The organism is Tateyamaria sp. (genome assembly GCF_059783535.1).
On record NZ_JBYNDP010000083.1, the window covers coordinates 1 to 18,109 of the forward strand.

Below are 18,109 nucleotides of genomic sequence, written 5' to 3' on the forward strand. Positions count from 1 at the left end.
TTCTTCCGAACCGAGATCACATCGGCATGCGGGTTGGCCTCCAGAATGGACAGGCCGTCAAACACACGGTCCACATCTGCGCGCTCCTTCGCCCGAAAAAACACAACATGTCTTAGTCGATGCGCGTCAGGCATAGCAATCCAGCCCCTATCTTGGCGAAGGCGCAACGCCTTCCTGCCCGATATGGTGCAATCTCACCGCCCTTTGAAGAGGCCGCCCAAAATGCCGCGGACCATACGCCGCCCCGTGGTGCCGGTCAGTTCCTTCACAACCATCTTGGTCATCGCTTCGCCAAAACTCGCTCCGCGACGCGTGGGCTTTGAGGTTGAACGTGTCACTCGCGCACCGGAATACCGGCGGCCCGCATTGAACTCACGCAGCACAGGTTCCAGCTCTTCGGCTTTCTCCTCTGCCTCGGCGGCCTCTTTGGCAGCGGTATCTGCACGTGCCTTCAGAATTTCAAAGGCGGACTTGCGGTCCATCGGCTCATCATACTTGCCGGCCATATCGCTGGCCGCTAGGTGAGCAGCGCGTTCGGCCTTGGTGATCGGTCCAAGTTGCGATGAAGGTGGTCGGATCAACGTGCGCTCAACAATCCCCGGCACACCCTTCTTTTGCAGCATCGAGGTGACAGCCTCACCCACGCCGACCTCGCGAATGGCTTCTTCGGTCTCAAACCGCGGGTTTTCGCGGTAGGTTTCTGCCGCCATCCGCAACTCCTTGCGATCTTTCGCGGTAAAGGCGCGCAGCGCATGCTGGAACCGATTGCCCAACTGACCCAGAATATCCTCGGGGACGTCTGCAGGGTTCTGGGTGATGAAGTAGACACCAACCCCCTTGGAGCGGATCAGTCGCGCCACCTGTTCCACCTTGTCGACCAGCGCTTTGGGCGCGTCCTCGAACAGCAGATGCGCTTCGTCAAAGAAGAAGACGAGCTTGGGTTTATCTGGATCACCCACTTCGGGCAGTTCCTCGAACAGTTCGGACAGCAGCCACAACAGGAAAGTGGCATAGAGCTTCGGCGCCCCCATCAACTGATCCGCCGCAAGAATGTTCACCATTCCCTTGCCGGAGGCATCCGTGCGCATCAGGTCGGACAGCTCCAACGCTGGCTCACCGAACAATTGGCTCGCACCCTGGTTCTCCAGCACCAGCAGGCGCCGCTGGATGGCGCCAATGGATTGCGACGACACGTTGCCATAGCGCAGACTGAGGTCCTTGGCGTTCTCACCGACCCAAACCAGAAGGGCCTGGAGGTCTTTCAGATCCAGAAGCGGCATGCCTTCTTCGTCTGCAAGACGGAAGGCAATGTTCAGGATGCCCTCTTGCGCCTCGGTCAATTCAAGCAACTGTGCCAGCAAAAGCGGTCCCATCTCGGACACTGTTGTGCGCACCGGGTGACCTTGCTGGCCGAACATGTCCCAGAAAGTCACCGGGCAGGCATGGTACGTGTAGTCGGTGAAACCGATCTTCTCAGCCCGCTCCGTGAAGGGACCGTGCAGCTTGTGCTCGGCTGTGCCTGACTTGGCAAGCCCCGACAAATCACCTTTGACGTCGGACAGAAACACCGGCACCCCGGCATTCGAGAACCCTTCGGCCAGAATCTGGAGCGTGACCGTCTTCCCCGTCCCCGTCGCTCCGGCAATGAGCCCGTGGCGATTGGCGTATTTCAGCGTCAGTCCCTGCTTCTCAGCATAGTCCACGCCGCCGCCGCCGATAAAAAGACTGTCACTCATTGCCGTTAACCTTTTGTCCATTGGGCCTGCCGCGCCGACCATACAAAGTTAACACTTGGGTGCCATAGTGTTTTTGTTCCCGCTGAGATGTCCTCCCGGCGCGGAACACTTCCTCCCTGTCAGACTGGGCCGCGCTTCGTGCGCGGCCTTTTTTTCACAACTAAACCGTCCGGTTTAGATATTGATTTCACGGTCTTTTTATTTTCCGACATTCACTGTTGACCGCCGCGCAGGGCTCTCGTAGGTTCCCGCACATAAGTCGGCCAGTCCGACGGGGAGAGAAGAGATTGGAAAAGGGGGCTTTGGGGTCCCCTTTTTTGCTGTTTAATGCCGGTCATGAAAACTTTGCTCTTTGCTCCTGACACTGCCTTTGGTCCGTGTTAGCAGTCAGGCAAATGCAACAAGAGCGGAATTGACATGCGCACTTCACTGATTGCCCTCTCCGTGGCCCTTTTGCTGCCACTTGGCGCGATGGCCCAGTCCACGGACACGACAACCGAAGATACGACGACCGAAGACGCAGTACCCGAAAACACGACTGATGCTCCGAGTGTTGGCAATGCGATCGAAGACCAGCTGAGCCTCGGCGAGGACGCATCACAGCCTCAGGTGGGCCAGACCTATACCAGGGAAACCAATGGTGATTGGGAGTTGCGTTGCATCAAGGCGGAAGACGAAGGTGAAGAGCCTTGCCAGATGTACCAACTTTTGTCGGATGACGAAGGTACTCCGGTTGCAGAAGTTTCGATCTTCCGCCTGCCCGAAGGTGGCCGCGCTGTTGCAGGCGCTACAATCATCGTACCGCTTGAAACGTCCCTACCCCAGCAGCTGACAATGGAAGTCGATGGTGGACAAGCGCGCCGTTATCCATATGCGTTCTGCAACCCGATCGGCTGCTATTCACGCGTTGGTCTGGTGGCCGAGGAAGTGGCACAGTTCCGGCGTGGTGCAAATGCAAAGCTGACCATCGTACCCGCGCTGGCTCCCGACCAAAAAGTTGAACTAACTATGTCACTTAAAGGGTTCACTGCGTCCTTCGACAAAACGTCGATTGCACAGTTCTGAACTCGGTACATAGCCGAACAAAAAAGCCGCCTTCAGGGGCGGCTTTTATACTTTTCTCAGTGCCAGAACTGCATTCATTCCACCAAAGGCAAAGGCGTTCGATAAAACAACGTCTACGTCGGCATCCCGTGCCTCGTTCGGAACAACATCAAGCGCACATTCCGGATCAGGCTCTTCATAGCCAATCGTCGGCGCAATCACGCCCTCACACAGTGCCATGATGCAGGCAAGCAACTCCACCGCACCAGTGCCGCCAATCAGGTGTCCATGCATCGACTTGGTGGAAGAAATCATCAACTTGTCTGCATGCGGCCCGAACACATCGGCAACGGCTGCGCATTCCGTCTTGTCATTGGCAGCGGTGCCCGTCCCATGTGCATTGATGTAACCCACCTCATCAGCATTCACGCCAGCGTCCGCCAGCGCACCGGACATGGCACGTGCAGCACCATTCTTTGATGGCATCACGATATCGGCCGCATCCGACGACATGGCAAACCCGGCAACCTCGCACAAGATTTCTGCCCCACGCGCCTTCGCGTGCTCATATTCCTCGAACACGAAAATGCCAGCGCCCTCGCCCTGCACCATGCCATTACGATTGGCTGAGAATGGGCGGCAAGCATCCTTGGACATCACCCGCAGCCCTTCCCAGGCCTTGACACCGCCAAAGCACAACATGCTTTCCGAACCGCCCGTGATCATGACCGGAGCCATACCGGTCCGTACCATCTGAAAAGCCTGCGCCATGGCGTGATTGGAAGACGCGCAGGCCGTTGCGACGGTAAAGGACGGCCCCTTGAGGTTCCATTCCATCGAAACGTGGCTGGCGGCGGCATTGTTCATCAGCTTCGGAACCACAAAGGGATGAACGCGGTTCTTTCCCTCTTCATAGACAAGGCGGTAATTCTGGTCCCATGTGCTGACACCGCCCGCTGCCGTGCCCAGAATGACACCCGATCTGGCAGCCTCATCGCCAGAAAACGTCAGTCCCGCCTGCTCTATCGCTTCCTTGGCAGCAGCGAGGGTGAACTGCGTGAACCGGTCATAAAGGCTCATCTGCTGGCGGTTATAGCGTCCTTCGGCTTCGAACCCACGGACCTGGCCACCAATCTTGATGGCAAGCCGATCCACATCCTGGAAATCCAGCTCGCCAATGCCACATTTCCCCTCGCGCATTGCGGCAAGCGTTTCGGGGACATCATGCCCCAGGGCATTCACGGTGCCCGCGCCGGTAATCACAACGCGGGGCATCAGGTTTTCTGTTCTGCAACCAGCCGCTCGATGCCGGAAATGATCGACTGAACGTTAGATATGTCGAAATCGCTCGCCTCGGGTTCGTTGGCATTGAAGGGAATCTGGATATCGAACTCTTCCTCAATGGCGAAAATGCTTTCCACCAAGCCAAGGCTGTCTATCCCGAGGTCTTCCAGCGTATTCTCCGGCGCCACGTCGCTCCGTTCCAGCATGGCTTGCTCCGCGACGATCCCAATGACTTTGTCCTTGATGCTCATGACGCCCGCCCCCTTGCCTGACTTGGCGTTGATTTAGTCATTGGCGTCGGACTTGAAAACCGCTTTCTTCAACTCCGCGACGTCGCGAAGAACGCGGGTCAGTCGCCGCGTGTTCTTGAACATGTCCAGGTTGGTTTTCATCTCGGTGGCGGGATACCCCATCATCACCTTTCCATCGCGCACAGAACTCAACACCTTGCTGGCGGCAGCCAACACAACGTTGTTTCCAATGGTCAGGTTGTCGGACACACCGACCTGACCCGCCATGACGACGAAGTTGCCCACGATCACCGACCCGGCAAGGCCAACGCAACCACACAGCAGATTATCTTCTCCGACGACACAGTTGTGTCCAATATGGACAAGGTTGTCGATCTTGGTCCGGTTGCCGATGGTTGTTGGCCGAATGGTTCCGTTGTCGATGACGGAATTGCTCCCCATTTCGACATCGTCCCCAATCACAACGGCCCCAAGGCTCGCGATACGTGCCCAAGGCTGGCCTGTTGCCTCACCCTGATCGCCCAGAGATTCCCTGACCGATTCCACGCCGCTCTTTTCCGGTGTCACAAAGGAAAACCCATCGCCGCCAACCCGCGCACCCGGATTGGCAATGAAATTGGCGCCGATCTTTACACCCGCCCCTATGGTAACCTGTTCACGCAAGTAAGCGTTTGGGCCAAGCGACGCGCGCCAACCAACAAAAGACAGCGGCCCGATGACCGATCCATTGTCAATCTCGGCCTCGGGTCCAATGACCGCACCCGCACCAATAGTGACATCCGCGCCGACGCGCGCAGTGGGGTCAACAACGGCGCTTGGATGGATGCCGGTGCCAAAGCCTTGCCCCGGATCAGCCATTGTTGTCAGGCGCGACATGGCAAAGCGGGGGCGCTGCGGCAGGATCGCGGACGTCAGTCCTAACGTTTCCCAATCGGCGCCGTCCCACAGCAAGGCGGCTTTCGCTGCACCTGCAGCGATGCTGCCTGCATATTTGGCGTTGCTGGCAAGGGCCAAATCCTCTGGCCCTGCCTGAGCGGGCTCTGACAGGCCCGTCACCACCAAGCTGGTATCACCAACCGCCTCCGCCTCCAGTGCATCGGCAATCTCGGCAATGGTGTAACGCATGGCGGTCCCCTTTGGCTGCAGCCTCAGGGGCAGGATTTACCCCTGAACCGCGCGCAGGGCCACCCCTGCATTCGCAAGCGCATTCCAGATCTTGGCGTCACGGCCATAGATGTCGCGGCGGTACTGGGTGTGGCCTTTGGGAGTGGTAAAGGCAGTGCGGTAAATCAGGTGCACCGGCACCGGCGCCTTGAGGTCCACACGCGTTTCACGACCCGTCGCCAGAACAAACTGGAAGTACTTTTCCGGCTGCGCTTCCTGCTTGGCCAGCAAAGCGTAGGCAAAGTCGAAAGGATCAGCCAGACGCACACAGCCATGGCTATAGGCACGCACTTCGCGGCCAAATAGGTTCTTGGCCGGTGTGTCATGCAGATAGATGTTGTGCACATTCGGGAACATGAACTTCACAAGACCCAGCGCATTGCCCTTACTGGGCGGCTGACGCATGGCGAATGGGAAAGTCTTGGCCGTGTACTGAGAGAAGTTGACCGCACCGCGATTGACCTTTCGGCCTCGGCTATCCGTGATCTCGATATGGCGCACGGCATTGGGGTTGCGCTTGAGCGCTGGCAGGTATTCCTTCGTCACGATCGAACGCGGTACGTACCAGCTGGGGTTAATGACCATGAACTCCATCACGTCCGAGAATTCTGGCGTGGGACGATCATCTTTGTTGGCACCAACGACCGAGCGGGTTTCGAATGTGACCTTGCCCCCATCGATAATCTTGGCGGTGAAGTCTGGGATGTTGACTAGGATATGACGTTTGCCGCGCTCCTGATTGACCCAACGCTCACGCTCCATCGCGACGATGATGGATTGCAGGCGCTGCTGCACTGATGTGTTCAGCTCTGTCATGGTGCCCTGACCGGCCACGCCGTCAGCCACCAGACCATGCGCCAACTGGAATTGCTGCACAGCCGATTGGATGCTCGCATCATAGGTCTGCGTGTTGGTACGCTTCAAAAAGCCCATGGCAATCAGACGATTGCGCATGATCGCGACAGCATCGCCCGTCTGACCTGGCTTCAGAGAGCTCACGGGCACCTTCTGCCCCCAGCCGCCCTTGGCCAGCAGCCGCTCCATGCGCAGCTTCTCTTTCATCAGGGCGTTGTACTCCATCGTCTTCGGCGCCAGCGCCTTGAAGAACCCGGATGGTGAGGATTTGGAGAAGTTCACCAGATACGATGTGCGATCCCGATACGGTACCTGCCGCACGATGGCGCGATCCACGCGCGACGGAACCAGCACACCCGTCTGCAGGTCACGCGCATATTGCAGGAAGGTGCGGCTCATTTCGACTTCGATCAGACCGCGATCACGCTGTGTCTTGGCGGCCTTCATCTTGGCCTGAAGGCCTGCCGCATCATAACGCGCAGCGGGCAGACCGTGATTGTCCGCATTGGACAACGCCTTGAACAATGCTGCGCGACGCTGGCGCTCGCGACCAGTCCGTCCAGTCCACAAGCTGCCGTAGGCGTTGGCCTTGTAGAATTCGGCAATGTCCGCGTCCCGCGCTGCTGCCTCGGCCACGGCCTGCTTGAATGCCGTCACCTCAGCCGAAGCTGTTTGCGGTACGACAGTCAGAAACGCAGCCGCCGTCACGGCCAGCGCCATCATCCAAATTCGAGAAAAAATCACCGTCACATTGCACCCATTATTCTTGTACGCCAATTGATTGAGGTTATCCCAAAGCGGCGCGCGCCCTGTCTATTCACATTGCTGGTAGGGCAGCAAGAAGCACTTGCATGATGCGCGCCTGCATCGCTCTGGGGCGCTTGCGCCACAATCGTCAGGGTTTGCGCAAAAATCTGCCCAAATGACTTGCGACCCCTATTGGACCGGATTCAGCACTTGGTAAACGAATCAAGCTATGCCATACAAATGTTGCATCTGGGGATGAGATAGCAAACTCCGTGTAACATCACGGACAGGCAGGCGTACGGGACGCGCAGTGAAATGACAAAGAACACCTCTACGGGCATGACTCGCCGAGCAATACTTGGCGCATTCGCGGCAACGACGATCACCGCAGCACCGACTTTCTCAAACGCAGCAGGATTTCTTCGCGGCGCGGGCGATATTCGCCGCCTTCGGATGTATTCCGGTCGCACCGGTGAACGGATCGACATGATCTATTGGATCGAAGGTCACTACATCAAAGACGCGGTCAAAGAAGTGAACTACTTCATGCGTGACTGGCGTACGGATGACGTTAAATCCATGGATTTGCGCAATGTTGACATTATGGCAGCCGCACACAACCTGCTCAATGTCGACGAACCCTACATGCTGCTCTCGGGCTACCGCAGCCCCAAAACAAACGCCATGCTGCGCTCGCGCAGCCGGGGCGTGGCCAAGAACTCGCTGCATATGAAAGGTCAGGCTGCCGACCTGCGCTTATCGACCCGGTCGGTGAGCCAAATGGCGCGTGCTGCGCAGGCCTGCCGCGGTGGCGGCGTCGGCAAATACTCCGGCTCGAACTTCGTGCACATGGACTGCGGCGTTGTCCGCTCCTGGGGCGGATAGGTCCACACCTGCTTAGTCTGATTTGAGGCGCCATTGGCGCCTTTTTTCGTTTAAGGGGGTGACGTTTTTCCCTCGAGATACTCCAAACGGCGGCGTCGGCAAAAATCTGGTCAATCCCTGCGCTCAAACGCGGCAACAATGCGCGATCTTCTGCCAGATCAGACATGAAACTGTGACATGGCGGCATTACGCGCCTAACGTGAACCACAGAACACATTCCGGGGGATCCACATGACACATCTCATTTCACGCCGCACATTCCTGGCCACCACGGCCACCTTCGCCGCCATGCACCCGTTCTCCCTGCACGCCAGCACCAATCAGGCACACCTGCGCATCATGGAAACGACCGACCTGCACGTGCATGTCTTTCCCTATGACTACTATGCGGACAAACCCCGCGACACTGTGGGCCTGTCCCGCACCGCCTCCATCATCGAAAGCATCCGGGCCGAGGCCACGAACTCGATGCTCATCGACAACGGCGACTTCCTACAGGGCAACCCGATGGGCGACTACATCGCCTACGAACGGGGCATGAAGGAAGGCGACAGCCACCCGATCATCACCGCCATGAACACAGTGGGCTTTGACGCAGCAACGCTCGGCAACCACGAATTCAACTACGGCCTCGACTTCCTAATGAAGTCCCTTGCAGGCGCCGATTTCCCCGTGGTCTGCGCAAACGTGTCTAAAGAACAAGGCGCGGATGCCGCGGCCGATACAACGCTGGTGCCACCCTTCGTGATCCTCGACCAAACGGTGACGGATGGCGCCGGCGAAACCCACCCGATCAAGGTCGGCCTGATCGGTTTTGTCCCACCCCAGATCATGAACTGGGACCGCCGCCATCTCGAAGGGAACGTTCAGGCCCGCGACATTGTTGAGACGGCCAAAACGCTCGTGCCACTGATGAAGGAACAAGGCGCCGACATCATCATCGCGCTCAGCCACTCCGGCATTGGCACAGCCGACCACTCCGATGGCATGGAAAACGCCTCGGTCCCCCTTGCTGCCGTGGAAGGCATCGACGCCATCCTGACGGGCCACCACCACCAGGTCTTCCCCTCCTCCACCTATGCCGACTTGCCCGCCGTTGATGTGGCGAACGGCACGATCCACGGCAAACCGGCGGCCATGGGTGGCTTCTGGGGCTCGCACCTGGGCGTCATCGACCTGATGCTGGAACGCGATGGCGCAAGCTGGCGCATCACCGGCCATGGCTCCGAAGCACGGCCCATCTCCAAACGCAACGAAGACCGCTCTGTCACGGCACTCGTGGAAGACCACCAACCCGTCCTCGACAACGTGCAAGCCGACCATGACGCCACACTGGCCTATGTCCGACGCGCTGTAGGAAAGACCGACGCACCGCTGCACAGCTATTTCGCACTTGTGGCCGACGACCCATCCGTCCAGATCGTGTCGATTGCACAAAGTTGGTATATCGCGCAGATGATGCAAGGTACCGAATATGAAGGGCTGCCGATCCTCTCTGCCGCCGCTCCTTTCAAGGCAGGTGGACGTGGTGGCCCCGAATACTTCACCGACGTTCCAAAGGGCGATGTCGCGATCAAGAATGTCTCGGACCTCTATCTCTACCCCAACACGGCGCGTGCGGTCCTGGTCACAGGCGCCGAGGTAAAGGATTGGCTGGAACGCTCCGCCGGCATGTTCAATCAAGTAGAACCGGGCAGCACCGACGCGCCGCTGCTGAACCCCGACTTCCCCAGCTACAATTTCGACGTGATGGATGGCGTGACCTACCAGATCGACCTCAGCCAACCTTCGAAATTCGACCCCAAGGGCGAGTTGATCAATGCAGATGCCAACCGTATCGTTGACCTGAAGTTCAATGGCGAACCCATTGATCCTGAAAAACAGTTCATCATCGCGACCAACAACTACCGCGCAGGCGGCGGCGGCAACTTCCCCGGCGCGAAGGGTGACACGGTCGTGTTTGAAGCCCCCGACACGAACCGCGACGTGATTGTGCGCTACATCGTGGAACAAGGCACAATCAGCCCCCGCGCTGACGCCAACTGGTCCTTTGCACCGCTCGACGGCACCTCGGTCCTGTTTGAAACGGGTCCCAAGGCCAAGGACTACATCGATGATGTCAAAGGGGTTACAATCGAACCTGCGGGCGATGGTCCGGACGGCTTCGCGCAGTTCCGCATCTCGCTGTAACGCAGGCCAAGGCGCAGGACACCTGCGCCTTAAGATTTCCAATTGCAGGGCGCGGATGGCACCGCTATACCGCGCCCCAGTGGACCATTAGCTCAGCTGGATAGAGCGCTGCCCTCCGAAGGCAGAGGCCAGAGGTTCGAATCCTCTATGGTCCGCCACCATCCAAACAGATTTGCCAATTTCCGATAGATCACTTCGGCGCAGGTTCGACCCAAGGTCCGCACCTACTTCAACGTCCACAATTCTGTCTCAGGATAGAACTGCGACCAAGCAAACCAAAACGCCTCGTGGCTGCCCAGATCCGCCCCCTCCGCATCCACCGCTCTTATGCCGCCAGCATCCAGCTTCAGACGGACATTTTCGAACGCAATGTCCTCCCCTTGCGACAGGGCGACAAACGCAGTGCTGCGTTGGAAAGCAATGGGCGTTCCCGATGCGGTGACAACGCCAATGACGTCTTCATGCACAGGCAGCCTCGGATCTACATCTCCAATCGGAAAGATCGGGCCATTTGCATCCCGGCCATTGCGAAAATCGGGGTCACGACCCAGAGCATATCGTTCCAATAACACCGTCGTTTCGGGATGCTGTTCTTTCCACGTGCCCCAATCGGTGGTCACAACGGTCGCCTGCTTCAACTTGACGTTCTTTTCGGCCAGCGGACCTGTCACAGCATGTCCCAGAAACGTGTCGAAGACCGAGAACGTTTCGATGTCGTACATCACCTTGTTCGACCGGCTGAGCAGGCCCGATGTACGCAAAATCGGACGTTTGACACCGGCAGGCACGTCATCGGTGAAATAGGCCTGCGCGGCACCACACAACGTGCAATATGGAATACCCAGATCTCGACCGCCGAGCGTGTCATTGACCATCTCGCGCACTTCCATGATCTGGCGGGGGTACGCACGGTATTCGCCGTTCACCTCGATACCAAAAACGATGTCATCATCGTCGAGCCATGCCGCTTCCTTGGCTGTGCTCACTTCGGGGTTGTCGGCGGCTGGGATGCAATTGCAGCCCGTGTCAGTGGTGTCGTACGCCCGATCGTCAATCAGAACACCGCCCCAGGACACCAGCCTCCAGTCGATATCGCCCCCGACAAAGATGTTGTCCCAACCGGGCACAATGCCGGTATAAATGGCACGCTTGAGCCGAAGATAGTCCGGCGGTGCGGGAATATCCCACGCGATCAAATGATCTGTGACAGTGCCCCAATTGTTGGCACCGTCAAATCTCTTGCCCAGCAAGTCAGACGCGGCAGAGGACAGCGTGTCGTGCAACCGTTCCGAGGCTGCAAAGCGCATCATATCGCTGATCAACCACGCAAGCCGTGGGTCCTTGGACTTGGCAATTTCCGAAAGGGCCAGTGTCTGGTTCTCATCCCAGGTTGATAAGGCGACACTGTCGACAAACGCCACACTTACTGCGAACTGCATCGCCGATGACAACTCACCACTTGGCACGGCTGGTGGGTTCCCGAATTCTTCGATCACATAATCAGGATACTCGGTTGTTGTCTGCGCCAGCACCTCACCGGGCATGGTCTGGGATAACAGCAGCGATGCCACCAAAGCAAAACTGCGCGAAAGGGTGAGCATTCTGTTTGCCATAAGCAGACCTCTTGAGATTCTAAGCAGCCCCGAACGCACCTGTGGTTGTGGGAAAAGGCCAGCGCGCCCTGCCACTTTCGTCACGCGATCAACCGGCATTCGGGTGTGTATGTGCACAACTGTGCATCGGATTGCCCAAGCCACCCAATCACGATTGCATCAGTCTTAGTGAACAGCCGGAGGAATTCGCGCGACATTGATTTGCCGTGATGACCGTCGGCGGCGGTTGAATTCTGGCCAGATAAAACTGCCTCAACCGATACGGTTACACCACGAACCACATCAGCGGCACTGCGATATCAACAAGTTAAGACGGTCTATTGCGAAACCGCCCGCCGTCGGGCAACAGCGTGCCTTAACGCTGGTTGACATCCACAAAATGCAGCGTGCGCCACGCAATCCCTTGAGATCGTGCAGCAATCACAAACCATTGAATATTTGGACAAACCTCACCACGCCTTGTCCTCGCGGGGACAGATCACGCAAACAGGTCGTGCGCCAGCTCCAACGCGTCCACCAGCACGTCCACCTCTTCCTTGGTGTTGTACATGCCAAAGGACGCGCGGCAGGTGGCATTGAGCCCCATATGCTCCATCAGCGGACCCACGCAATGCTGACCAGCCCGCACCGCCACGCCCTTCTTGTCCAGGATGGTCGAGATGTCATGTGCGTGCCCTGCACCGTCCAAAGTGAACGAGAAAATGGCGCCCTTGTCCGGGGTCGTGCCCTGCACCTGCAGCCAGTTGAGCCCACCCAATTTCTCCACCGTGTAGTCGCGCAACGAATCCTCGTGCGCCGCGATGGCCTCCATCCCGTGACCCATCATATAGTCCAGCGCGACGCCCAACCCGATCATCTGCACGATGCCTGGTGTGCCCGCCTCGAACTTGTGGGGCGGATCGTTGTAGATGACACCGTCCTTGAACACTTCCTTGATCATGTCGCCGCCGCCGATGAACGGGTGCATCTCGGCCATGCGTTCGGCCTTACAATAGATGGCTCCCGATCCCGAGGGCCCATAGAGTTTGTGGCCCGTGATGGCGTAGAAGTCCGCGCCCAGATCCTGCACGTCAACCGGCATGTGAACCGCAGCCTGTGACCCGTCGACAAGGACTGGCACGCCCTTGGCATGTGCACCTTCGCAGATGGCTTTCACATCCACCTTGGTGCCCAGAACGTTGGACATGTGAGTGACGGCCACCAGTTTCGTCTTGGGCCCAATCGCATCGATGACCTTCTGTGGATCAAGCGCTCCGGTGGCATCCACATCCACCCATTTCAGAACAACACCCTGCCGTTCTCGTAGGTAGTGCCAAGGTACGATGTTTGCGTGGTGCTCCATGACGGACAGGATAATCTCGTCGCCCGCCTCCATCCGTGACATGGCCCAGCCGTAGGCCACCATGTTGATGCCCTCGGTCGTGCCGGAGTTCATCACGATCTCATCCTCGGACCCTGCATTCAGGAAGCGGGCCAGCTTGCCACGGACGCTTTCGTAATTGTCGGTTGCAAGATTAGAAAGAAAGTGCAAGCCTCTGTGAACATTTGCATATTCCTCGGAGTATGCCTTGGAAATGGCGTCGATGACGACCTGCGGCTTCTGGGCGGATGCACCATTGTCCAGATAGACCAGCGGCTTGCCATTAACCTCGCGGCTGAGAATAGGAAAATCCGCCCGGATGGCGTTCACATCATACATTCGCAAGTCCTCCTGCCGTCACGCCGGTCAACGTCACAAGCATCATCATTCCAATAAACAGGCCCGCTAACACGATGATCAGCAGGCCAAAAGCACGAAAAAGCGAGTCAAAGCGCAAGGCCGCGCTGACAAAGTGCAACAACAGCCAAAAAGCCACGATGGCGACAACCAAAGCCACAAGCCCGGCAATACCTGGCACGATAAAGCTCAGCACAAGCACAACCGCTTGGGCCGCTGCACGTAATGCCTGCAACCAGGTCAGCAGGGCCAGCATGTCTGTGAATTCTCCATGCCCGCCAAGGGCGCGCCCCGCCCAGACCAGCCCGTGCACCATCACCAGAAGCCCGCCCGCGATCATCGCAAAAAGCGCAAAGGGCCGTTCAAGCAAGGCCAGAAGCGGGATCGCCGCCTGCGCGGCAGGATCAATGGAACCCGGGGCCAGCACTACGGGCGCAGAGGCCAGAATGGCATTGACCGCAGCGACGGCAAACAGCGCAAAATAGAGGGTCTGCCGATCCAGATGCCATCCGATGATCCGCTGCGCCACCTCTTTGGGGTCCCGCAGCGTCTCGACCGCCAGATCTGCGACAGCGTTCACGCTGCCCGCTCCTGTGCGATGGAGCCACCGATCCAGAACCACATGAAGACCATGAACCAGATCAGGCCCACGGTCTGAAGCTGGATGCCCGGGCCAACGAAGCCCGCGATCAGACCATGCAGCAAAATCAGGGGGGAGGACGCAAGCAGCGCCCAAAACAGTGCCAACCGCGCGCCATAGGACGTGCCCTGCCCGCGCAAAATGCGCCCGACACCGCGTGCTGCAAAGGCAATCACGTAGAACAAGAGCGGCGCCACGAAAATCCACGCCATGAGAGAGGCCCCCATCAGCATGTTAAGATCCTGACCGGTCAAATGCGCCTCGCGCGCCAATCGCGGCAATTGCGCGATGAAGACCAGGGCGCAAGACGCCATGAGATAGGCCAGCGCACGATCTTCGCGCTGGCCAAGCTCAAGCAAACGCCTCACGACGCGCCCCGGACCACGATACGTGGCCGTAATGTTCCCTGTGATGGCCATTTTAGCCTCGGTGACGCTCCAGCCAGCCTTGCAGGCGTTCGACCAATGCGTCGCGCAAAACTTCGTCTTCGATCTCTTCCACGGCCTCGGCGAGGAAGGCCAACGTCAGCAGATCAGTCGCAATCTCGGCCGGGACGCCACGTGAGCGTAGGTAGAACACCGCCTCTTCGTCGATTGCACCGGACGTGGACCCGTGGGAACACGCCACATCGTCGGCATAGATTTCCAACTCAGGCTTGGCGAGGAACTGGCTGTCATCATCCAGCAAAAGCGACTGGCTGATCTGGTAACCATCTGTTTTCTGGGCACCTTCCTTGACAAGAATCTTGCCTTGAAACACACCTACCGCTCCGTTGCGCAGCACCTTCTTGAACACCTGGCGGCTTTCGCAGCGCAGCGCGTCATGGGTGACAAAAACGGTATCGTCGTGGTGGAAATCGCCATCGCCCACGCAGGCCCCGGCAACATGCGCGACCGCATCGTCGCCGGTGATGTCGATCACGCACTCGTTGCGGGTCAGACGACCATTCACGGTCAACGTGAACGACTTGAACACGGATTCAGCGCCCAGACGCGCAAAGATATGCGTCGCCGCGCGGCGTTCATGGTCGCGCCCCTGGGCACGCACATGGTGGAAGGTCGCGCCATCGGCCACATCCACTTCCATCGCCTTATTGAACCGCGCCGCCGCTGGGCCGGTTTCAAGCAATGTTAGCTCGGCCCCGGCATCAAGCTTGACAACGTGGTGCAGGATAGCATCCGATGTTTCGTTTTCATGCAAGTAGATGAAGTTGATCGGCTTTTCAGCTTTGTCCGTGACATGGATCAGCACACCATCAGTGGCGTATGCCGTGTTCAACGCAGCCAGAGGCCGGGGCACGTAGTGGCCGTTCCCCTCGAGCGTTCCATAAAGGTCAGACGCCCAGTGAATGTCAGCACTTTCAGCCAGCCGGTCGATCCGTACACCGGACAGGGCCAGATCATCCGATTGTTCGGCATCAAAAACACCATCGACAAAAACGATCTTCAGCCTGTCGAGTTCACCAAACAGCGGCGCCTCTTCATTGTGAAACAAGGCGGCTGCCGGGGCTGTCGGTTGCACGAGGCTGTCTGGCCGCGTGAACTTCCAATATTCGTCGCGGCGTCCGGGCAGACCCATCTCACGGACACGAGCCAATGCCGCTTTGCGCGCGGCATCCGCCCAGCCGTTTTGCGGCATGGTGAGGGTGTCCAAACGTTCCTCGGTCGGGTTCGATTTTGGTGCGGGTTCAGCCATTACGCCACCTCAGCCAAAATGTCGGCATAGCCGTTGTTTTCAACTTCAAGCGCCAGCTCGGGCCCGCCGGTTTTCACGATTTTGCCATCCGCCATGATGTGCACAACATCTGGTTTGATGTGGTCCAGAAGACGCTGGTAGTGCGTGATGACAAGGAATCCGCGCCCTTCGTTGCGCAGCGCGTTCACACCTTCAGCAACTAGTTTCATCGCATCCACGTCGAGACCGGAATCGGTTTCGTCAAGGATACACATCTTGGGTTCCAGCATCGCCATCTGCAGGATTTCATTGCGCTTTTTCTCACCGCCGGAGAAGCCGACATTGACCGGGCGCTTGAGCATGTCCGCGTCGATTTTCAGAGCCTTGGCGCGCTCACGGATCACTTTGAGGAAGTCGGCGGCGCTGATTTCATCTTCGCCCCGAGCCTTGCGCTGTGCGTTTACGGCGGTGCGCAGGAAGGTCATGTTACCAACGCCGGGGATTTCAACCGGGTATTGGAAGGCCAGAAACAGGCCCACAGCGGCGCGTTCTTCCGGCTCCATGTCGAGCAGGTCTTCGCCGTCCAGCGTCGCCTCGCCATCTGTAACTTCATAGCCATCCCGGCCCGACAAGACATAGGACAAGGTGGACTTGCCCGAGCCGTTTGGCCCCATGATGGCGTGCACCTTGCCCGCCTCAACGGTCAGGTCGACACCTTTCAAAATCTGCTTGTCTTCTTCTTCAAGTTGAACATGCAAGTTTTTGATATTCAGCATTTTTCTTTTCCTCGTCTCGCGCCTGTCGCGCGCTATTGCAGAATGACGGCGGTGCCCGAGACACTGACCATCAACATTGAGTCCCCAACAACCTCGTAGTCGAGGTCTATTCCGATGACGGCGTTCGCGCCGAGCGCTGCCGCACGTTGTTCCAGTTCGGCCATTGCCATATCGCGTGCGTCTTGAAGTTTGGATTCATATGCACCGGCGCGACCGCCCACGATGTCCCTGACACCGGCAAAGAAATCGCGGACAATATTGGCGCCCATGATCGCCTCGCCCACGACAATGCCGCGGTAGTCGGTGACCTTTCGGCCTTCGACCGTGTTTGTTGTGGTCAGGATCATCGTGCGCCCTTCAGTCTTTTCCATGTGGCTGACCGCAGTCGCGGCACAGGCCATCACCGGCGCGTGCACATCGCAGGATCGTCACGAACCGCAGCGTCAACGCGCCCCAGCACAGGAACAGTACGAATCCCATCAGGATCTCGAACCGTTCGGCGTATTTGGCGATGAACCAGCCGTCTGCCACCATCTCGGCCACGATTTCATCGTGTGCGATGGACAGCATGAACACGATCAGGTGGCCAAGGATCAGCAAGGTCAGTTCGCGTGTTTCCGGCAAGAGCCGACCGGGGTGCCCGAAGCGAATTTGGAGACCGCTTGGCTTGCGTGGTGCATCAGGTGCCATTCATCTACCCCTTTTGCTCAGAGACGCATTGAGACGATGCGCGTTGTACCGCATCTTCCACAGCATCGCGGGCAAACAGCCTTTGAGTTCCCGTCGCCACTGCGACGGACAGCATCAAAAGCGCGAACCACACCCAGAAGGACGTCAAAGCACCGGGCGCAAGGGACGCTGCTGCGATCATCCCGCCGATCACAGCGATGATAAAAGCCAGCCCGCCCTGCTGCGTACCGTCGAGGTTCGAGACCACGTGGCGTTTGATCCTGGCGTCGGTCCGCTGTGTGTTTGGCAGGTCCTTCATCGGTCAGCCCCGGCAAAGAGAAAGAACGCCGCCCCGATTGCCCCGCCTGTCATCGCCCCGCCAATGGCAAGCGCCGCGGCGAAGTCAGGCAAGAACAGCACCCCTACGCCACCACCAAGTGCCGCACCCCCAAGGACGGACAAGGCCATGGTCGCAAAGGCGGACCGAGGTTCCTTCGGTTCAGACATGGATCAGCCCACCGACCCTTCGAGCGAGATGGCAACCAGTTGCTGCGCTTCCATGGCAAACTCCATCGGCAGCGCCTGCAGCACGTCCTTGCAGAAGCCGTTGACCACAAGGGCCACCGCCTCTTCCTCGTCCATGCCACGGCTGCGGCAGTAGAAGAGCTGGTCGTCATCCACCTTGGATGTCGTCGCCTCGTGTTCCACGCGGCTCGAGTTGTTCTTGACCTCGATATACGGAACCGTGTGGGCGCCGCATTTGTCACCAATCAACAGGCTGTCGCACTGGGTGTAGTTGCGGCTGTCCTTGGCTTTGGGGTGCATCGACACAAGACCACGATAGGTGTTCTGGGCCTTGCCCGC

At 58.3% G+C, this 18,109-nt stretch carries 19 protein-coding genes and 1 tRNA gene; 4 read left to right on the forward strand and 16 right to left on the reverse strand.

The window, feature by feature from the left end:
• Nucleotides 1–194: 194 nt before the first annotated feature.
• Nucleotides 195–1,736 (reverse strand): helicase HerA-like domain-containing protein, encoded by a 1,542-nt coding sequence (locus AC6RA8_RS15095; protein WP_500353581.1) that lies wholly within the window; start codon nucleotides 1,734–1,736, stop codon nucleotides 195–197.
• Between the two features lie 417 nt (nucleotides 1,737–2,153).
• Here AC6RA8_RS15095 and AC6RA8_RS15100 point away from each other — a divergent pair, with 417 nt between their 5' ends.
• Nucleotides 2,154–2,801 (forward strand): invasion associated locus B family protein, encoded by a 648-nt coding sequence (locus tag AC6RA8_RS15100; RefSeq protein ID WP_500353583.1) that lies wholly within the window; start codon nucleotides 2,154–2,156, stop codon nucleotides 2,799–2,801.
• A gap of 45 nt (nucleotides 2,802–2,846) precedes the next feature.
• On the opposite strand, the gene AC6RA8_RS15105 is transcribed toward AC6RA8_RS15100, so the two are convergent.
• The 4 genes from AC6RA8_RS15105 to AC6RA8_RS15120 are packed head-to-tail and all read right to left on the reverse strand — an operon-like array spanning nucleotide 2,847 to nucleotide 7,057.
• Nucleotides 2,847–4,055: a beta-ketoacyl-[acyl-carrier-protein] synthase family protein gene (locus AC6RA8_RS15105; RefSeq protein ID WP_500353585.1), complete on the reverse strand. Its 1,209-nt coding sequence runs from the start codon at nucleotides 4,053–4,055 to the stop codon at nucleotides 2,847–2,849.
• Nucleotides 4,055–4,315, reverse strand: a complete 261-nt coding sequence (locus AC6RA8_RS15110) for an acyl carrier protein (protein ID WP_500353587.1) — start codon at nucleotides 4,313–4,315, stop codon at nucleotides 4,055–4,057. The genes AC6RA8_RS15105 and AC6RA8_RS15110 overlap by 1 nt, the downstream gene beginning before the upstream one ends.
• A gap of 33 nt (nucleotides 4,316–4,348) precedes the next feature.
• Nucleotides 4,349–5,440: a UDP-3-O-(3-hydroxymyristoyl)glucosamine N-acyltransferase gene (locus tag AC6RA8_RS15115; protein WP_500353589.1), complete on the reverse strand. Its 1,092-nt coding sequence runs from the start codon at nucleotides 5,438–5,440 to the stop codon at nucleotides 4,349–4,351.
• Between the two features lie 36 nt (nucleotides 5,441–5,476).
• Nucleotides 5,477–7,057: a L,D-transpeptidase family protein gene (locus AC6RA8_RS15120; protein ID WP_500353590.1), complete on the reverse strand. Its 1,581-nt coding sequence runs from the start codon at nucleotides 7,055–7,057 to the stop codon at nucleotides 5,477–5,479.
• A 363-nt stretch (nucleotides 7,058–7,420) separates the two neighbouring features.
• Between AC6RA8_RS15120 and mepK the strand changes: the two genes are divergently transcribed.
• The 3 genes from mepK to AC6RA8_RS15135 all read left to right on the forward strand — a co-directional run bounded on the left by mepK (nucleotide 7,421) and on the right by AC6RA8_RS15135 (nucleotide 10,314).
• Nucleotides 7,421–7,966 (forward strand): peptidoglycan L,D-endopeptidase MepK, encoded by a 546-nt coding sequence (gene mepK, locus AC6RA8_RS15125; RefSeq protein WP_189370843.1) that lies wholly within the window; start codon nucleotides 7,421–7,423, stop codon nucleotides 7,964–7,966.
• A gap of 231 nt (nucleotides 7,967–8,197) precedes the next feature.
• Nucleotides 8,198–10,156: a bifunctional 2',3'-cyclic-nucleotide 2'-phosphodiesterase/3'-nucleotidase gene (locus AC6RA8_RS15130; protein WP_500353592.1), complete on the forward strand. Its 1,959-nt coding sequence runs from the start codon at nucleotides 8,198–8,200 to the stop codon at nucleotides 10,154–10,156.
• Between the two features lie 81 nt (nucleotides 10,157–10,237).
• Nucleotides 10,238–10,314: transfer RNA gene (locus AC6RA8_RS15135), tRNA-Arg, on the forward strand.
• Nucleotides 10,315–10,380: 66 nt separating this feature from the next.
• On the opposite strand, the gene AC6RA8_RS15140 is transcribed toward AC6RA8_RS15135, so the two are convergent.
• The 11 genes from AC6RA8_RS15140 to AC6RA8_RS15190 form a co-directional block, all read right to left on the reverse strand.
• Nucleotides 10,381–11,757, reverse strand: coding sequence for a DUF3179 domain-containing (seleno)protein (locus AC6RA8_RS15140; protein ID WP_500353594.1), 1,377 nt, complete (start codon nucleotides 11,755–11,757; stop codon nucleotides 10,381–10,383).
• A gap of 490 nt (nucleotides 11,758–12,247) precedes the next feature.
• Nucleotides 12,248–13,468 carry a cysteine desulfurase gene (locus AC6RA8_RS15145; RefSeq protein WP_500353596.1) on the reverse strand — a complete coding sequence of 407 codons (1,221 nt, stop codon included), beginning with the start codon at nucleotides 13,466–13,468 and terminating at the stop codon, nucleotides 12,248–12,250.
• Entirely contained in the window at nucleotides 13,461–14,066 is a 606-nt protein-coding gene (locus AC6RA8_RS15150) for a Yip1 family protein (protein ID WP_500353598.1), read from the reverse strand. Before AC6RA8_RS15150 ends, AC6RA8_RS15145 begins: the two co-directional genes overlap by 8 nt.
• Nucleotides 14,063–14,545: a YIP1 family protein gene (locus tag AC6RA8_RS15155; RefSeq protein WP_500353600.1), complete on the reverse strand. Its 483-nt coding sequence runs from the start codon at nucleotides 14,543–14,545 to the stop codon at nucleotides 14,063–14,065. Before AC6RA8_RS15155 ends, AC6RA8_RS15150 begins: the two co-directional genes overlap by 4 nt.
• A 1-nt stretch (nucleotide 14,546) precedes the next feature.
• Nucleotides 14,547–15,821 (reverse strand): SufB/SufD family protein, encoded by a 1,275-nt coding sequence (locus tag AC6RA8_RS15160; RefSeq protein WP_500353602.1) that lies wholly within the window; start codon nucleotides 15,819–15,821, stop codon nucleotides 14,547–14,549.
• Nucleotides 15,821–16,576, reverse strand: a complete 756-nt coding sequence (gene sufC / locus AC6RA8_RS15165; protein ID WP_500353604.1) for a Fe-S cluster assembly ATPase SufC — start codon at nucleotides 16,574–16,576, stop codon at nucleotides 15,821–15,823. The genes AC6RA8_RS15160 and sufC overlap by 1 nt, the downstream gene beginning before the upstream one ends.
• Before the next feature lie 32 nt (nucleotides 16,577–16,608).
• On the reverse strand, nucleotides 16,609–16,923 hold the full coding sequence (locus AC6RA8_RS15170) for a heavy metal-binding domain-containing protein (RefSeq protein WP_299201084.1): 315 nt from the start codon (nucleotides 16,921–16,923) through the stop codon (nucleotides 16,609–16,611).
• Nucleotides 16,924–16,933: 10 nt separating this feature from the next.
• Entirely contained in the window at nucleotides 16,934–17,266 is a 333-nt protein-coding gene (locus AC6RA8_RS15175; RefSeq protein WP_500353606.1) for a hypothetical protein, read from the reverse strand.
• Between the two features lie 4 nt (nucleotides 17,267–17,270).
• The gene (locus tag AC6RA8_RS15180; protein WP_500353608.1) at nucleotides 17,271–17,564 is read right to left on the reverse strand and encodes a hypothetical protein; all 294 of its coding nucleotides are present in this window, start codon (nucleotides 17,562–17,564) and stop codon (nucleotides 17,271–17,273) included.
• Nucleotides 17,561–17,752, reverse strand: coding sequence for a hypothetical protein (locus tag AC6RA8_RS15185; protein ID WP_500353609.1), 192 nt, complete (start codon nucleotides 17,750–17,752; stop codon nucleotides 17,561–17,563). The genes AC6RA8_RS15180 and AC6RA8_RS15185 overlap by 4 nt, the downstream gene beginning before the upstream one ends.
• 3 nt (nucleotides 17,753–17,755) lie before the next feature.
• The coding region (locus AC6RA8_RS15190) for a SufD family Fe-S cluster assembly protein (RefSeq protein ID WP_500353611.1) at nucleotides 17,756–18,109 on the reverse strand (354 nt) is incomplete at its 5' end.

Bases quoted from the DNA above. Each gene is read 5' to 3' on its own strand.
- AC6RA8_RS15095 (WP_500353581.1), bottom strand. From the start codon at position 1,736: ATGAGTGACAGTCTTTTTATCGGCGGCGGCGGCGTGGACTATGCTGAG.
- AC6RA8_RS15100 (WP_500353583.1), top strand. From the start codon at position 2,154: ATGCGCACTTCACTGATTGCCCTCTCCGTGGCCCTTTTGCTGCCACTT.
- AC6RA8_RS15105 (WP_500353585.1), bottom strand. From the start codon at position 4,055: ATGCCCCGCGTTGTGATTACCGGCGCGGGCACCGTGAATGCCCTGGGG.
- AC6RA8_RS15110 (WP_500353587.1), bottom strand. From the start codon at position 4,315: ATGAGCATCAAGGACAAAGTCATTGGGATCGTCGCGGAGCAAGCCATG.
- AC6RA8_RS15115 (WP_500353589.1), bottom strand. From the start codon at position 5,440: ATGCGTTACACCATTGCCGAGATTGCCGATGCACTGGAGGCGGAGGCG.
- AC6RA8_RS15120 (WP_500353590.1), bottom strand. From the start codon at position 7,057: ATGATGGCGCTGGCCGTGACGGCGGCTGCGTTTCTGACTGTCGTACCG.
- mepK (WP_189370843.1), top strand. From the start codon at position 7,421: ATGACTCGCCGAGCAATACTTGGCGCATTCGCGGCAACGACGATCACC.
- AC6RA8_RS15130 (WP_500353592.1), top strand. From the start codon at position 8,198: ATGACACATCTCATTTCACGCCGCACATTCCTGGCCACCACGGCCACC.
- AC6RA8_RS15140 (WP_500353594.1), bottom strand. From the start codon at position 11,757: ATGCTCACCCTTTCGCGCAGTTTTGCTTTGGTGGCATCGCTGCTGTTA.
- AC6RA8_RS15145 (WP_500353596.1), bottom strand. From the start codon at position 13,468: ATGTATGATGTGAACGCCATCCGGGCGGATTTTCCTATTCTCAGCCGC.
- AC6RA8_RS15155 (WP_500353600.1), bottom strand. From the start codon at position 14,545: ATGGCCATCACAGGGAACATTACGGCCACGTATCGTGGTCCGGGGCGC.
- AC6RA8_RS15160 (WP_500353602.1), bottom strand. From the start codon at position 15,821: ATGGCTGAACCCGCACCAAAATCGAACCCGACCGAGGAACGTTTGGAC.
- sufC (WP_500353604.1), bottom strand. From the start codon at position 16,576: ATGCTGAATATCAAAAACTTGCATGTTCAACTTGAAGAAGAAGACAAG.
- AC6RA8_RS15170 (WP_299201084.1), bottom strand. From the start codon at position 16,923: ATGATCCTGACCACAACAAACACGGTCGAAGGCCGAAAGGTCACCGAC.
- AC6RA8_RS15175 (WP_500353606.1), bottom strand. From the start codon at position 17,266: ATGGCACCTGATGCACCACGCAAGCCAAGCGGTCTCCAAATTCGCTTC.
- AC6RA8_RS15180 (WP_500353608.1), bottom strand. From the start codon at position 17,564: ATGAAGGACCTGCCAAACACACAGCGGACCGACGCCAGGATCAAACGC.
- AC6RA8_RS15185 (WP_500353609.1), bottom strand. From the start codon at position 17,752: ATGTCTGAACCGAAGGAACCTCGGTCCGCCTTTGCGACCATGGCCTTG.